Genomic DNA, 14,139 nt, shown 5'->3' with positions numbered 1-14,139 from the left:
CTATAGTCTGGCGCAGTTTTGCCGATAAGTAGAAGAAGAGATTTTTTAACTTCCGAATATGACCTTGAACCCGACTCAGTAAGTGCTCTCCTAACCTATGGCTAAAATTATCGGCATCATCGTCGTATTCGCGAGCGTGCTCGGCGGATACGTGCTTTCCCACGGCAAGATTGCCGCCCTGATCCAGCCTTTCGAGGTCATGATTATTGGCGGTGCAGCCCTCGGCGCATTCTTGCAGGCCAACCCCGGCTACATGACGATGCACGTGCTCAAGAAATCCCTGGGCATGTTCAGTTCGCGGTTCAACCACGCCTTTTACCTTGAAGTGCTGGGCCTGATCTACGAGATCCTCAACAAGAGCCGCCGCGAAGGCATGATGGCCATTGAGGGCGACATCGAAGATGCCGCCGCGAGCCCGATCTTCGCCAAGTACCCGACGGTCCTCAAGGACGAGCGCATGACCGCGTTCATCTGTGATTACCTGCGCATCATGTCCTCCGGCAACATGGCCCCGCACGAGCTGGAAGGCCTGTTCGACATGGAGCTGTTCAGCCTCAAGGAAGACCTGGAACACCCCTCCCACGCGGTCAACGGCATCGCCGACGCCATGCCAGGTTTCGGTATCGTCGCGGCGGTACTGGGTATCGTGGTGACCATGGCTTCGCTGGGTGAGGGCGACCAGAAGTCCATCGGCCTGCACGTCGGTGCGGCACTGGTCGGTACCTTCTTCGGTATTCTCGCCGCCTACGGTTTCTTTGGCCCGCTGGCCCATTCGCTGGCCCACGATGCCAAGGAAGAGCTGAACGTCTACGAAGCCATCAAGGCCTCGCTGGTGGCTTCGGCGTCCGGCATGCCGCCATCGCTGGCCGTCGAGTTCGGGCGCAAGGTTCTGTACCCGGCGCACCGTCCTAGCTTCGCCGAGCTGGAACAAGCGGTTCGCGGTCGTTAAGCATGGAAAATAATCAGCCGATAATCATCAAGCGCGTCAAGCGCTATGCCGGCGGGCATCACGGCGGGGCGTGGAAGATCGCCTTCGCCGACTTCGCTACGGCGATGATGGCGTTCTTCCTGGTGTTATGGCTGCTGTCCACCGCCACGCCGGAACAGAAGATTGCCATCGCCGGTTACTTCAAGGACCCGATCGGCTTTTCCGAAAGCGGCACGCCGTACATCATCGATCTAGGCGGCACGCCGACCATGGCGCCGGAAAACACCCTCAACCCTGAGGTGAAGTCCCAGCCGCAGCCGGACAAGGTCACCGTCGATACCGACCAGGTCGAAGGCATGGCCGAGCAGGTCGAAAAGGAGCGCCTCGAACTGTTGCTGCAGGAACTGCAGACCAAGGTTGAAGAGAATCCGCAGCTGCAGAAATTCAAAGACCAGATCATGTTCGAGATCACCCCGGACGGCTTGCGCATCCAGATCGTGGACGCGGAAAACCGCCCGATGTTCGACTCAGGCAGTGCCCGTCTGAAGCCGTATTTCGAAGACATCCTGCTGGCCATGGCCGACACCATCAAGGCGGTGCCGAACAAGATCAGCATCAGCGGCCACACCGATGCCAAACCGTACACCGGCACCGGTGATTTCGGTAACTGGGAACTCTCGGCCAACCGTGCCAACGCCGCACGTCGTGCGCTGGTGGCGGGCAGCTATCCGGATGCACAGGTGGCGCGCGTGGTCGGTTATGCCTCTTCGGCGTTGTTCGATCGCGAGCACCCGTTCAACCCGGTTAACCGTCGTATCGACATCGTGGTGCTGACCAAGAAAGCCCAGCGGGCCATCGAAGGCTCGCAAGGCGCGGAGCCAGCTCCCGATGCGCCGCAAGGTTCGGCTGCACCAGGCGCAGCACCGACCACACCGGTCGACCCGAACGTGTTGCCGGCGGACAAGGAGCCGCTGCCGGCCCACGAACTGCGCGAGCGTTTGAATCTGTTTGATGATCCGGCACCGAAACCGGGTGAGCCACCCAAGCAGTGACGTACAAAAAAGCCGACAGCGATGTCGGCTTTTTTGTGCGGCTTTCACTGGCTTGGAGGGATCCCCTGTAGGAGCCGGCTTGCCGGCGATGGTCGTCAACGATAACGCGTGCTGCCTGGATCCACTCGGCGTACTTGAACTCATCGCCGGCAAGCCGGCTCCTACAGATGATGGGTGAGAGAAACCCCGGAGTGACGTCAGAAGCCGCGGATGATTCGGGACTTGAGCTCGGCGTGAAAGCGATCCGCATTGGATCTGTTGACGCTGCGCACCGACTCGCTGCCGGTCACCGATTCCAGCGACATCGAGCGCTTGAGCGTCGCTTCGTTGCGGTAGGCATCGATAAAGAAGTCGATGTCCCGGTCGCTGGTCAGCTTCGGCCATTTGTCCAGGTACAGTGGCAGCTCGGTCGGGCCGGTCTTGAACGAGCAGATGCGTCGGTTGGTGATGGTCGCCTCGCCGATTTCGAACGGTACCCACCAGGACAGTGCGGTTTTCTCCGAGACCACCGCCAGCAGGTGCGTGCATTCGCTGATGTTGCGGGTAATCACCCCGGTGATGTCGTCGGTGGTCTGGGATTCGGCATCCAGCACATCAAGGTAGGTCTTGATGTTGGCCTGGATCAGGCGCGCGTTGATCTTGACCGCGTGGGCGCGGTCCATGTGGCGGTAGCTGATAAACACTGGCATCAGAAATGTCCCTTGATCGCGAGTTCGCGGTAATAGGCGCCGAGGGCGGTGAGGCGGCAACCGGTGGAGTGGATGGCGGCGTAATACATGTGCTCGGCGTCCACCGGTTCGATGAGGCTGTGACGGTTGCACTTTTGCAACTGGGCGAAGACGTCGCCGTGCTCCGGGTTGAATTCAGGCTCGGTGGGCTCAAAGCTGGGGGCGAGGGGGTACACCGACTCCGCTTCGGCAAACCATTCGGGGAGTTTGCGCAGGATCTCCTTGGGGATCAGCGGCGACACTTCGCGCAGGGAAATGAACTGCGAGACGTTGGTCTTGAACACCGGGCGCTGTTCCCAGGCATCGAGGGCGTTGTCGACAAACGAATAGAGGCTGCCGGGTGTGATCTTGCCCAGGATGTTCGCTGCTCCGCCGTGCAGGGCCTGGAGCAATAGTCCGGTGAACACGCCGTGTTGCGCGCCCTCCATCGCCGGCTCTTCCTTTTTGCAGGCAGTCAGAATGGTCATGCCTTCGCCGACCACGCTACCCTCGCTGCGCAAGGCGCGCAGTTCGCCGGCCGAGCCGCTCTGGCAACAATCGAGGATGATCACTTTGTTTTTGATCTTCGTGGCTTTGCTCGCCCAGTTAAGAATGTCGCTGAGGCGAATCCCGTCCTTGGCGCTCTTGTAATCCTGCGGGATCAGCATGCCTTCGTCGGTGTCGGTGTCGAAGCTGCCGTGGCCGGCGAAATACAGCAGCGCGACATTGCAGTCCCCGGAAAACAGCTCGCGGATCTGGTCTTCGAGCTTTTCCCGGCTCAGGTAGTCCTCGGCGGAGGTCAGCACGATGTTCTTGAAGTTCGGATCGCCATTGGCGTCGGTCTTGAGCACGGAAGCCATGGCCATGGCGTCATTGCTGCAACCGCTGAGCCGCGAAACGTGGGTGTAGTCGTTGATGCCGATAAACAGTCCTTTGCGCATGGTTACACCGCCGTATGCTGGCGAATTGCGCTGATGATGCTGTTGGTGTTCCAGGCACACTCGGCATGTGCCGCCTCACGTACCGCCGTGGAAATCCGCTCGGCGCCGAACGGTTTGATCGCAATGATCACCTTGCCCATGCGCTTGGCGATCTCGATTTCCTTGTTGATCCACTTGCTGTAGGTGGAATACATCCCGGCCATGATCAATACCGCCGAACATGGACGGATCTTGTTTTCGATGGCCTCCTCAAGTTGTTTGTCGGTTTTCGCGCCGACAATCGGGTTGTCCGGTGGCACCGAAAAATTCTTGTAGGTGAAACCGGGCTTGGCGTTGAGCAGGCGCACGAGATTGTCGTGGGCGTCGGAGTAGTTCCACGAGTGGCTGATGAACAGATGGTAGGTTTGCATGGGTGTCCCTCGGTGTCGCTGGAGTGCGAAGAGGGTTTGAAACTAGGTGATTACAGGGCGGCTACAAGAGGCCGGCGCGGAAAGAGAAATGCCCTACAGGCGAGCGTGCGCACGTCTTACAGAAAGGTCTGATGTTTAAGCGGGGGACGATCCAGCCGCCGACCACCCCGCGTAAAGCTAGGTGGTCGGCATCTCTGTTTAGTAGCCGTTTTCCGGCAGGCTGGCGATGATCGAGCGGTAGCTGTTCATCCGTTGCTGCTGCACGCGGCCATCTTCAAGGGCCTTGAGCAGGGCGCAACCGGGTTCGCGGTCATGCTTGCAGTCACGGAAGCGGCAGGTGCCCAGCAGGTCGTTGAACTCGATGAAGCCGGCTTCGACGTCGGCACGGCTGACGTGGCCCAGGCCGAATTCGCGGATACCCGGGGAGTCGATCAACTCACCGCCGCCGGGGAAGTGGAACAACCGCGCGGTAGTGGTGGTGTGGGTGCCCTGGCCGGACAGCTCGGACAGCGGGCCGACGCGGGTCTCGACATCCGGCAGCAGGCTGTTGACCAGCGACGACTTGCCGACACCGGACTGGCCGACGAACACGCTGATGCGTCCGTCCAGCTGCGTCTGCAACTGCTCCATACCGTTGCCGTGATGCGCCGACACTTCCAGCACCGGGTAACCGAGTGTGCGGTATACGGCGAGCAAGGCATTCAGTGCAGGGGCGTTGTTTTCGTCGATCAGGTCGAATTTGTTCAGCAGCAGCAGCGGCTTGATGCCCGCATGTTCGGCCGCCACCAGGTAGCGGTCGATCAAGTTGGCGTGGGGCTCGGGCAGCGGTGCAAACACGATGACGATCATGTCGACGTTGGCCGCCACCGGCTTGAGCTGACCACGGCTGTCCGGGCGGCACAGCTCGGTGTTTCGCGGCAGTTGTGCCACGATTACACCGATGCCCTGGTTGCCGGCGCGCCACACCACCTGATCACCGGTCACCAGCGCCGGCAGGTTCGCGCGCAGGTGGCAACGGAACACCTGGCCGGCCAGTTCGCCGTCGCGGGCCTCGACCTCGACCTGCACACCGAAGTGCGCGATCACCAGACCGTGCTGTTCCGGGCCCAGATCGCCGCCCTCAAGTGCCTCGACAGCTGAGGACTCGCGTTTGGCGGCGCGGGCAGCGCGTTCGCCCTGAATCTTTTCGATGCGCCAGTTTTGGCGGCGATTGAGTTGGCGTTTGGCCATGGGTGTTCCGTATAAAGAATGCAGCGATTAGGTAAAACGGCCGCGAGTTTAGCACGCCCGGCCACCGGCCTAGGCTAAACTGCGCAGCATTGCTTAGGAGCCGAACATGCAAAATCCGCAGAACCTGATCTGGATCGACCTGGAAATGACCGGTCTGAACCCTGATACCGACGTCATTATCGAAATGGCCACCATCGTCACCGACAGTGACCTGAACACTCTGGCCGAAGGCCCGGTGATCGCCATTCACCACAGCGACGAAATCCTCGCCGGCATGGACGAGTGGAACACCCGCCAGCATGGCGGTTCCGGGCTGACCCAGCGGGTTCGTGACAGCCGTATCAGCATGGCCGAAGCCGAAGCCGAAACCATCGCCTTCCTGGAGAAGTGGGTGCCGAAGGGCAAATCGCCGATCTGCGGCAACAGCATCTGCCAGGACCGTCGCTTCCTTTATACCCACATGAAATCCCTGGAAAGCTATTTCCACTACCGCAACCTCGACGTGTCCACCCTCAAAGAGCTGGCGGCGCGCTGGGCACCGGACGTGCGTGACAGCTTCAAGAAGGGCAGCACCCACCTGGCGCTGGACGACATCCGCGAATCCATCGCCGAGTTGCAGCACTACCGCAAGCACTTCATCAAGGCCTGATCGGACTCCTCTGTAGGAGCTGCCGCAGGCTGCGATCTTTTGATCTTGAATACCAAAGTCACAAGATCGCAGCCTGCGGCAGCTCCTACAGGGTTTGTGGGCCTTGGTGAATTGGGTAGACTGCGCGCCTTTTCGCAAGGACCGCCACCATGTTGCTGATGCTCTACCTGATCGCCATCACCGCCGAAGCCATGACCGGCGCCCTGTCTGCCGGGCGTCGTGGCATGGATTGGTTTGGTGTGGTGCTGATCGCTTGCGTCACGGCGTTGGGGGGCGGTTCGGTGCGCGATGTGCTGCTCGGGCATTACCCGCTGACGTGGGTCAAACACCCGGAATACCTGGTGCTGACCACGGCTGCGGCGATGATTACCGTGTTCACGGCACGCTGGATGCGGCATTTGCGCTCACTGTTTCTGGTGCTCGATGCCATGGGGCTGGTTGCCTTCACCCTGATCGGCTGCATCACCGCCCTGGAAATGGGCCATGGCATGTTGGTCGCCTCGGTCAGCGGTGTAATCACCGGAGTATTTGGCGGCATCCTGCGGGACATTTTCTGCAACGATATTCCGCTGATCTTCCGGCGTGAGCTGTATGCCAGCGTCTCGTTTGCGGCGGCGTGGTGCTACATGCTCTGTCTGTACCTGAACTTGCCAGGGGAACAGGCGATTCTGATCACATTGTTCGGCGGGTTCCTGTTGCGCTTGTTGGCGATCCGTTTTCACTGGGAAATGCCCAAGTTCGTCTACAACGACGAGGCTTGACGCCGCGATCCCCCTACACGAGGCCGTGTTGTTTCAGGGCCCACTCGACGTGTTCGCGGACCAGTTCGGACGGATGCTCGCGTCGCGCCTTCAACGCCTCCAGCACCGGAATCGTCGAAGGCGCATTGCCCAGGCCTACCGCCAGGTTGCGCAACCAGTTTTCGTAACCGGTCCGACGCAGCGGCGAGCCTTCGGTGCTGCTCAGGAATTTCTCCTCATCCCACATGAACAGCTCCGCCAGTTCGGCGTTGTCCAGGTTGTGCCGTGGCTTAAAGTCGTTTTCACCGGACGGGCGGGCGAAGCGGTTCCAGGGGCAGACAATCTGGCAATCATCGCAACCGAACACCCGATTGCCGATCAGCGGCCGCAGGTCTTGCGGGATCGCGCCTTTGAGTTCGATGGTCAGGTAGGAAATGCAGCGCCGGGCATCCAGCACGTAAGGGCCGACGAAAGCATTGGTCGGACAGATGTCGAGGCAGGCACTGCACCGACCGCAGTGTTCGGTGGCGTGGGGCGGGTCTACCGGCAGCGGCAAGTCAACGAACAGCTCGGCGAGGAAGAAATAACTGCCTGCCTTGCGGTTCAACACCAGGGTGTTTTTGCCAATCCAGCCCAGTCCGGCCTGTTCGGCGATGGCTTTTTCCAGCACCGGTGCACTGTCGACAAAGGCACGGAAACCAAACGGGCCGATTTCTGCCTGAATCTTGTCCGCCAGTTGTTGCACGCGCTTGCGGATCAATTTGTGGTAATCGCGACCCAGGGCATAACGCGAGACGTAGGCTTTTTCCGGTTGGGCGAGCATTTTCGCCATGTGGGTGTCGCCCGCCAGGTAGTCCATGCGCAGCGAAACCACGCGCAAAGTGCCGGGCACCAGCTCCTCCGGGTGTGAGCGTTTGCTGCCATGGGCGCCCATGTAGTCCATCTCGCCGTGGTAGCCGGCGGCGAGCCAGTGCTCCAGGTGTTGCTCGTGCTCGCCCAAGTCGAGGCCGCTGATGCCGACTTGCTGAAAGCCCAGCTCGCGGCCCCAGTCCTTGATGGATTGGGCGAGGGCAGGCAGGTCTGTGGTAATAGCGGGCATGATGCGAGAGAAACCGGAGCTGAGGTGCGTATAATTCTGCCAGACATCGGAGCCCGAAGACGCATGCCGCACACTAAAGATGAATTACCCGACGCGCTGTACAGTGCCGCGCAAGTGCGAGCACTCGACGCGAGCCTGATCGCCGCCGGCACACCGGGCTTCGAATTGATGCAGCGCGCGGCGCGGGCGACGTGGCGCGCGCTGGTGCGGCAATGGCCGACAGCGAATGAACTGAGTGTACTCACCGGCCATGGCAACAACGCCGGGGACGGGTATCTGGTGGCCGTGTTGGCCTTGCGCGCAGGCTGGTCTGTCCGGGTATTGGCGGTGGGAGATCCGCAGCGCCTGCAGGGTGACGCGGCCTTGGCACATGCCGAGGCGGTGTCTGAAAAAGTGCTCATCGAGCCCTGGACCGCACAATCCGGATTGCGCGGCATCGTCCTGGATGCTTTGCTTGGCACCGGGCTGAGCGGCGAGGTGCGTGAGCCGTATGCCAGCGCCATCACCGCGATCAATATGAGCGGGTTGCCGGTCGCGGCGGTGGATATTCCTTCAGGGCTGTGCGCCGATACCGGTCGTATCCTCGGCGTGGCGGTGCAGGCCGACCTGACAGTGACCTTCATCGGCTTGAAATTGGGATTGTTCACCGGGGAGGCGGCTGATGTGGTCGGCGAACTGCTGTTCAACGACTTGCACGCAGACCCACAGTTGATGGAAGGCGCTGCTTTCACCGCCCGTCGCCTGACTGCGGCTAACCTGCCGCGTCCAGCGGCGCGGGCACCGGCTTCCCACAAAGGCAGATTTGGCCATGTGTTGCTGATTGGCGGCGACCGCGGGTTGGGTGGTGCGATTCTGCTGAGCGCGCAAAGTGCGCTACGCAGCGGGGCGGGCATGGTGTCGGTGGCGACCCGCAGCGAACATGTCGCGGCCGCACTGGCGCGGATCCCCGAGGCGATGGTGCTGGGCACTTCCTCGGCCAATCAGCTGATGAATTTGCTGCAAAAGGTTTCCGTGCTGGTGGTCGGTCCGGGGCTGGGGCAAGCGGGTTGGGGGCGCAGCTTGTTGTCTGCCGCTGCTAACGCAGCGTTGCCGCAAGTCTGGGACGCCGATGCGCTGAACCTGCTGGCCGAGGAGCGTGTGAGTTTGCCCAGGGATTGCGTGATCACTCCGCATCCGGGCGAAGCGGCGCGTTTGCTCGGAATGAGTACGGCGCAGGTTCAAGCCGACCGACCGGCAGCGGCCCATGCATTGAGCAAGAAATATTCGGCGGTCGTGGTGCTCAAGGGGGCCGGGAGCCTGATTGCCTGTCCCGACGGGCGGCTGGCCGTCTGTCATCAGGGCCACCCGGCGATGGCTACTGCCGGTTTAGGCGATGTTCTGGCCGGTTTGCTCGGCGCATTGCTGGCCCAGGGCATGGAACCCTTCGACGCGGCCTGCCTGGCGGTCTGGCTGCACGCCAATGCCGGCGAGCAACAAGGAAAATTCGGCCGTGGGCTGGCGGCCAGTGATCTGATTCCAGCCATTCGTCAGTTGTTGGAGGAGCAAGCACCGTGTCTGAAGTAACCCTGTACCTGGCCGATGAGCAGGCCATGAGCGACTTTGGCGCACGCATTGCCCGAATCACCCAAGGCCATGGCCTGATCTTCCTCGAGGGCAACCTGGGGATGGGCAAAACCACGTTGTCCCGAGGCATCATCCGCGGCCTGGGGCATGTCGGGGCGGTAAAAAGTCCGACCTTCACCCTGGTTGAACCCTACGAGATTGGCGACATTCGCGCCTTCCATTTCGATTTGTACCGTCTGGTCGATCCGGAAGAGCTGGAGTTCCTCGGTATCCGCGACTATTTCGAAGACGATGCCCTGTGTCTGATCGAGTGGCCCGACAAAGGTGCAGGCTTTTTGCCAAAGCCGGACCTGACCATTACCATTAGCCCGCAAGACAGCGGGCGTTCGCTGAAAATTTTATCCCAGGGCTCGCGTGGCGAGGCCTGGTGTGCCGCTTTGGCATTGGAATCCAAATAAATGATGGGGTTAGGTATGCGCTTTCGCGCGTTGGTTGCTGCCGTAGGGGTGTTGTTTCTGGCGGTGACCGTCGACGCTGTGGCCGATTCGAAGGTCAACAGTGTTCGTCTGTGGCGGGCACCGGACAACACACGTCTGGTGTTTGACCTGACCGGCCCGGTGCAACACAGCGTCTTTACCCTGACCGCGCCGGATCGCCTGGTCATCGACATCAATGGTGCGACCCTCGGTGCGCCACTCAACGTCAACACGTCGAACACCCCGATTACCGCCATGCGCTCGGCTCAACGCACGCCGACCGACCTGCGGGTGGTCATCGACCTGAAAAAGGCGGTGACACCAAAAAGCTTCTCCCTGGCGCCGAACGCCCAGTACGGCAACCGCTTGGTAGTCGATCTGTTCGATAACGCCGCGGATGCAGCGCCTCCTCCAGCGCCGACACCGTCGGTCGCCACGATGCCCGCCGTGCCAGTCACGCCTGTGGAGCCTGCAATCAAGCTGCCGCCGGCCCCGCCCGGCAAGCGCGACATCATTGTGGTGATCGACGCCGGACACGGTGGTGAAGACCCGGGTGCATCGGGTTCTCGCGGCCAGCGTGAGAAAGACGTGGTGTTGCAGATCGCCCGCGAATTGCAACGCCAGATCAGCGGCATGAAAGGTTTCCGCGCCGAACTGACCCGTACCGGCGATTATTTCATTCCGTTGCGCGGCCGTACCGAAATTGCCCGCAAGAAAGGCGCCGACCTGTTCGTCTCGATCCACGCCGACGCAGCGCCTTCTGCCGCCGCTTTCGGTGCCTCGGTATTTGCCCTGTCCGATCGCGGCGCGACCTCGGAGACGGCCCGCTGGCTGGCTGACAGCGAAAACCGTTCCGACCTGATCGGGGGGGCCGGCAACGTCAGCCTCGATGACAAGGACCGCATGCTCGCCGGCGTGCTGCTCGACCTGTCGATGACGGCATCCCTGACGTCCAGCCTGAACGTTGGCCAGAAGGTGCTGAGCAACATTGGCCGGGTCACGCCTCTGCACAAGCAGCGGGTCGAACAGGCCGGGTTCATGGTGCTGAAGTCGCCGGATATTCCGTCGATCCTGGTGGAAACCGGGTTCATCTCCAACGCCAACGAAGCCTCGAAACTCGCGGCATCGAACCACCAGCAGGCACTGGCGCGTTCGATCAGCAGCGGCGTGCGCCAGTTCTTCCAGCAGAACCCGCCGCCGGGCACTTACATTGCCTGGCTGCGCGACTCCGGCAAGATCGTGCAGGGGCCACGTGACCACCGCGTCAACCCGGGCGAGACCCTGGCGATGATCGCCGTGCGTTATCAGGTGTCGCCCGCGACCCTGCGCAGTGCCAACAACCTGTCGAGCGATGAGCTCAAGATCGGTCAGCACCTGACCATTCCGGGCACTGAACTGGCGGCCAAAGAATGAATCAGGTCGTGAACAACGGCGCGCGAATCGAGCTGTTAAGCCCGCGACTGGCGAACCAGATTGCCGCGGGTGAGGTGGTCGAGCGCCCGGCTTCGGTGATCAAGGAACTGTTGGAAAACAGCCTCGACTCCGGTGCCAGGCGCATCGACGTCGATGTGGAGCAGGGCGGCGTCAAATTGCTGCGGGTGCGCGACGACGGTAGCGGCATTTCTGCCGATGACCTGCCGCTGGCGCTGGCCCGCCACGCCACCAGCAAGATCCGCAACCTGGAAGACCTCGAACAGGTCATGAGCCTGGGCTTTAGGGGTGAGGCCCTGGCATCGATCAGCTCCGTCGCGCGCCTGACCCTGACCTCCCGCACCCGCGATGCCGATCAGGCCTGGCAGGTCGAGACCGAGGGCCGTGACATGGCGCCCCGCGTGCAGCCTGCGGCGCATCCGGTGGGCACTTCGGTTGAAGTGCGCGACCTGTTTTTCAACACGCCGGCGCGGCGCAAGTTTCTCAAAACCGAAAAAACCGAATTCGATCACCTGCAGGAAGTCATCAGGCGTCTGGCCCTGGCGCGCTTCGATGTGGCGTTCCATCTGCGCCACAACGGCAAGACCATTCTCAGCCTGCACGAGGCCCATGATGATGCGGCCCGTGCCCGGCGCGTGGCGGCGATCTGCGGGCCGGGCTTCCTGGAACAGGCCCTGCCGATCGAAATCGAGCGCAACGGCCTGCATCTATGGGGCTGGGTCGGCCTGCCGACCTTCAACCGCAGTCAGGCCGACTTGCAGTATTTCTTCGTCAATGGCCGTGCCGTGCGCGACAAGCTGGTGGCCCACGCGGTACGCCAGGCCTATCGCGATGTGCTGTTCAACGGTCGGCACCCGACCTTCGTGCTGTTTTTCGAAGTCGATCCGACCGGCGTCGACGTCAATGTGCACCCGACCAAACACGAAGTGCGCTTCCGCGAAGGGCGCATGGTCCACGATTTCCTCTACGGCACCTTGCACCGTGCCTTGGGCGATGTGCGCCCCGATGATCATCTGGCGGCACCGGTTGCCACGGCCATCGTCCGGCCTACCGGCCTCGAAGCCGGTGAATTCGGGCCCCAGGGAGAAATGCGCCTGGCCGCCAATGCCCTGCTGGAACAGCCTCAGGCCCAGCCGTCGTTCAATGCGCCGGCAGGTTCGGGTGCTGGCGCGGGTTATCAGTATCAATACACGCCGCGCCCGCAGTCCGGTGTGCCTGTCGCCGAAGCGCAGGCCGCCTACCGCGAGTTTTTTGCGCCGCTGCCCGAGGCCAATGCCGTTGCGCTACCGGCCGGGCAGGACGACATCCCGCCGCTGGGTTATGCGCTGGCACAACTCAAGGGCATCTACATCCTTTCGGAAAACGCCCAGGGCCTGGTGCTGGTGGACATGCACGCCGCGCACGAGCGGATCATGTATGAGCGTCTGAAGGTGGCGATGGCCAGCGAGGGCCTGAGTGGTCAGCCGTTGTTGGTGCCGGAGTCCCTGGCCGTTAGTCAGCGTGAAGCCGATTGCGCCGAGGAACATGTCGCCTGGTTCCAGCGCCTGGGCTTTGAGTTGCAGCGCCTGGGCCCGGAAACCCTGGCCATCCGACAGATCCCGGCACTGCTCAAGCAGGCCGAAGCCAACCGGCTGGTCGCGGACGTCCTGGCGGATCTGATGGAATTCGGCACCAGCGACCGCATTCAGGCGCACCTGAACGAGTTGCTCGGGACCATGGCCTGCCACGGCGCGGTTCGGGCGAACCGGCGTCTGGCCCTGCCGGAAATGAATGCCCTGCTGCGTGACATGGAAAACACCGAGCGCAGCGGTCAATGCAACCATGGCCGACCGACCTGGACCCAACTGGGCCTGGACGATCTGGACAAACTGTTCTTGCGCGGTCGTTGATGAGCCAGCTCCCACCTGCGATTTTCCTGATGGGGCCGACCGCCGCCGGCAAGACCGACCTGGCCATCGAACTCACCAAGGTCCTGCCTTGCGAGTTGATCAGCGTCGATTCGGCGCTGGTCTACCGTGGCATGGACATCGGCACCGCCAAGCCTTCCAAAGAGCTGCTGGCGCAATATCCGCACCGTCTGATCGATATTCTCGACCCGGCCGAGAGCTATTCGGCCGCGGATTTCCGCCGTGACGCCCTGGAAGCCATGGCAGAGATCACCGCACGCGGAAAAATTCCGCTGCTGGTAGGCGGTACGATGCTCTATTACAAGGCTTTGCTTGAAGGCCTGGCGGAGATGCCGGCCGCCGACCCGCAAGTGCGCGCACAGATCGAAGAAGAGGCTGCACGCCTTGGCTGGCAAGCCCTGCACGACCAATTGGCAGTGATCGACCCGGTTTCTGCCGCGCGTATTCATCCGAACGATCCGCAGCGTCTGAGTCGAGCACTGGAAGTTTATCGGGTAAGCGGTCAGAGCATGACTGCGCTACGCTTGCAACAATCTGCGCAAAGTACCGAAGCAGCCGCTTCGGGACAGCAACAATTGCCCTATACTGTCGCGAACTTGGCTATTGCCCCGGCAAATCGCCAGGTACTGCACGAGCGAATTAAACAAAGATTCACTTTAATGTTGGAACAGGGATTCATTGACGAGGTCGTAGCCCTGCGTAATAGAGGTGACCTGCATGCCGGGATGCCGTCTATACGTGCAGTAGGCTATCGCCAAGTCTGGGACTACCTGGATGGCAAGCTGACGTCAGCCGAGATGCAGGAGCGTGGAATCATTGCCACGCGCCAATTGGCGAAACGCCAGTTCACCTGGCTGCGCAGTTGGACTGACCTGCATTGGCTGGACAGTCTGGATTGCGACAATCTGCCGCGCGCCTTGAAATACCTTGGGACCATCTCCATATTGAGCTGAGTCCTTGCAATTGCCGTCTATCCTTGGGGGTGTGGCGGCTAAAGCCACCTGTT

The 14,139-nt window shown here is 61.6% G+C and carries 14 protein-coding genes; 9 read left to right on the top strand and 5 right to left on the bottom strand.

All coding sequences use genetic code 11. The annotated features are described in order from the left end of the window. Window positions 1-97 precede the first annotated feature (97 nt). Window positions 98-949 (top strand): flagellar motor stator protein MotA, encoded by an 852-nt coding sequence (gene motA, locus CD175_RS30480; protein ID WP_046039800.1) that lies wholly within the window; start codon window positions 98-100, stop codon window positions 947-949. Between the two features lie 2 nt (window positions 950-951). Continuing rightward, window positions 952-1,980, top strand: coding sequence for a flagellar motor protein MotB (motB, locus tag CD175_RS30475; protein WP_104451567.1), 1,029 nt, complete (start codon window positions 952-954; stop codon window positions 1,978-1,980). 197 nt (window positions 1,981-2,177) lie between these two features. Here the strand turns inward: motB and CD175_RS30470 are convergent, their stop codons facing one another. From CD175_RS30470 to rsgA, 4 genes are all read right to left on the bottom strand, one after another. Then, the gene (locus CD175_RS30470) at window positions 2,178-2,669 is read right to left on the bottom strand and encodes a toll/interleukin-1 receptor domain-containing protein (protein WP_104451566.1); all 492 of its coding nucleotides are present in this window, start codon (window positions 2,667-2,669) and stop codon (window positions 2,178-2,180) included. Beyond that, complete coding sequence (locus CD175_RS30465; protein ID WP_102698654.1) at window positions 2,669-3,628, bottom strand: caspase family protein; 960 nt, start codon at window positions 3,626-3,628, stop codon at window positions 2,669-2,671. The genes CD175_RS30470 and CD175_RS30465 overlap by 1 nt, the downstream gene beginning before the upstream one ends. A gap of 2 nt (window positions 3,629-3,630) precedes the next feature. Beyond that, entirely contained in the window at window positions 3,631-4,038 is a 408-nt protein-coding gene (locus CD175_RS30460) for a TIR domain-containing protein (RefSeq protein WP_104451565.1), read from the bottom strand. A 198-nt stretch (window positions 4,039-4,236) separates the two neighbouring features. Next, the gene (gene rsgA, locus CD175_RS30455; protein ID WP_007978809.1) at window positions 4,237-5,268 is read right to left on the bottom strand and encodes a small ribosomal subunit biogenesis GTPase RsgA; all 1,032 of its coding nucleotides are present in this window, start codon (window positions 5,266-5,268) and stop codon (window positions 4,237-4,239) included. 106 nt (window positions 5,269-5,374) lie between these two features. On the opposite strand from rsgA, the gene orn reads away from it, so the two are divergent. After that, complete coding sequence (gene orn, locus CD175_RS30450; protein ID WP_007983969.1) at window positions 5,375-5,917, top strand: oligoribonuclease; 543 nt, start codon at window positions 5,375-5,377, stop codon at window positions 5,915-5,917. Window positions 5,918-6,066: 149 nt separating this feature from the next. Further along, window positions 6,067-6,678, top strand: a complete 612-nt coding sequence (locus CD175_RS30445) for a trimeric intracellular cation channel family protein (RefSeq protein WP_007973246.1) — start codon at window positions 6,067-6,069, stop codon at window positions 6,676-6,678. A 13-nt stretch (window positions 6,679-6,691) separates the two neighbouring features. Here CD175_RS30445 and queG read toward each other — a convergent pair whose 3' ends face one another. Next, window positions 6,692-7,756 (bottom strand): tRNA epoxyqueuosine(34) reductase QueG, encoded by a 1,065-nt coding sequence (gene queG, locus CD175_RS30440; RefSeq protein ID WP_104451564.1) that lies wholly within the window; start codon window positions 7,754-7,756, stop codon window positions 6,692-6,694. A gap of 63 nt (window positions 7,757-7,819) precedes the next feature. Here queG and CD175_RS30435 point away from each other — a divergent pair, with 63 nt between their 5' ends. Genes CD175_RS30435 through miaA form a run of 5 tightly spaced genes read left to right on the top strand, consistent with a single transcriptional unit; the run spans window position 7,820 to window position 14,086 of the window. After that, window positions 7,820-9,319 carry an NAD(P)H-hydrate dehydratase gene (locus tag CD175_RS30435; RefSeq protein WP_104451563.1) on the top strand — a complete coding sequence of 500 codons (1,500 nt, stop codon included), beginning with the start codon at window positions 7,820-7,822 and terminating at the stop codon, window positions 9,317-9,319. Next, entirely contained in the window at window positions 9,307-9,777 is a 471-nt protein-coding gene (tsaE, locus tag CD175_RS30430; protein ID WP_007973252.1) for a tRNA (adenosine(37)-N6)-threonylcarbamoyltransferase complex ATPase subunit type 1 TsaE, read from the top strand. The genes CD175_RS30435 and tsaE overlap by 13 nt, the downstream gene beginning before the upstream one ends. Continuing rightward, on the top strand, window positions 9,778-11,208 hold the full coding sequence (locus CD175_RS30425; RefSeq protein WP_104451562.1) for an N-acetylmuramoyl-L-alanine amidase: 1,431 nt from the start codon (window positions 9,778-9,780) through the stop codon (window positions 11,206-11,208). Beyond that, the gene (gene mutL, locus CD175_RS30420; protein WP_104451561.1) at window positions 11,205-13,115 is read left to right on the top strand and encodes a DNA mismatch repair endonuclease MutL; all 1,911 of its coding nucleotides are present in this window, start codon (window positions 11,205-11,207) and stop codon (window positions 13,113-13,115) included. The genes CD175_RS30425 and mutL overlap by 4 nt, the downstream gene beginning before the upstream one ends. Continuing rightward, window positions 13,115-14,086, top strand: a complete 972-nt coding sequence (miaA, locus tag CD175_RS30415; protein WP_104451560.1) for a tRNA (adenosine(37)-N6)-dimethylallyltransferase MiaA — start codon at window positions 13,115-13,117, stop codon at window positions 14,084-14,086. The genes mutL and miaA overlap by 1 nt, the downstream gene beginning before the upstream one ends. Window positions 14,087-14,139: the final 53 nt, after the last annotated feature.

This window comes from Pseudomonas laurylsulfatiphila (genome assembly GCF_002934665.1).
Taxonomy (GTDB): Bacteria; Pseudomonadota; Gammaproteobacteria; order Pseudomonadales; family Pseudomonadaceae; genus Aquipseudomonas; species Aquipseudomonas laurylsulfatiphila.
Note: the sequence above shows the minus strand (reverse complement) of the source record. Positions and strands in the feature narration are given on the sequence as shown.

What these genes read in the sequence shown, in the direction of transcription:
- CD175_RS30465 (WP_102698654.1), bottom strand. Translation starts at nt 3,628, where the DNA reads ATGCGCAAAGGACTGTTTATCGGCATCAACGACTACACCCACGTTTCG.
- CD175_RS30425 (WP_104451562.1), top strand. Translation starts at nt 9,778, where the DNA reads ATGATGGGGTTAGGTATGCGCTTTCGCGCGTTGGTTGCTGCCGTAGGG.
- mutL (WP_104451561.1), top strand. Translation starts at nt 11,205, where the DNA reads ATGAATCAGGTCGTGAACAACGGCGCGCGAATCGAGCTGTTAAGCCCG.
- rsgA (WP_007978809.1), bottom strand. Translation starts at nt 5,268, where the DNA reads ATGGCCAAACGCCAACTCAATCGCCGCCAAAACTGGCGCATCGAAAAG.
- CD175_RS30470 (WP_104451566.1), bottom strand. Translation starts at nt 2,669, where the DNA reads ATGCCAGTGTTTATCAGCTACCGCCACATGGACCGCGCCCACGCGGTC.
- miaA (WP_104451560.1), top strand. Translation starts at nt 13,115, where the DNA reads ATGAGCCAGCTCCCACCTGCGATTTTCCTGATGGGGCCGACCGCCGCC.
- CD175_RS30435 (WP_104451563.1), top strand. Translation starts at nt 7,820, where the DNA reads ATGCCGCACACTAAAGATGAATTACCCGACGCGCTGTACAGTGCCGCG.
- motA (WP_046039800.1), top strand. Translation starts at nt 98, where the DNA reads ATGGCTAAAATTATCGGCATCATCGTCGTATTCGCGAGCGTGCTCGGC.
- queG (WP_104451564.1), bottom strand. Translation starts at nt 7,756, where the DNA reads ATGCCCGCTATTACCACAGACCTGCCTGCCCTCGCCCAATCCATCAAG.
- motB (WP_104451567.1), top strand. Translation starts at nt 952, where the DNA reads ATGGAAAATAATCAGCCGATAATCATCAAGCGCGTCAAGCGCTATGCC.
- CD175_RS30460 (WP_104451565.1), bottom strand. Translation starts at nt 4,038, where the DNA reads ATGCAAACCTACCATCTGTTCATCAGCCACTCGTGGAACTACTCCGAC.
- orn (WP_007983969.1), top strand. Translation starts at nt 5,375, where the DNA reads ATGCAAAATCCGCAGAACCTGATCTGGATCGACCTGGAAATGACCGGT.
- CD175_RS30445 (WP_007973246.1), top strand. Translation starts at nt 6,067, where the DNA reads ATGTTGCTGATGCTCTACCTGATCGCCATCACCGCCGAAGCCATGACC.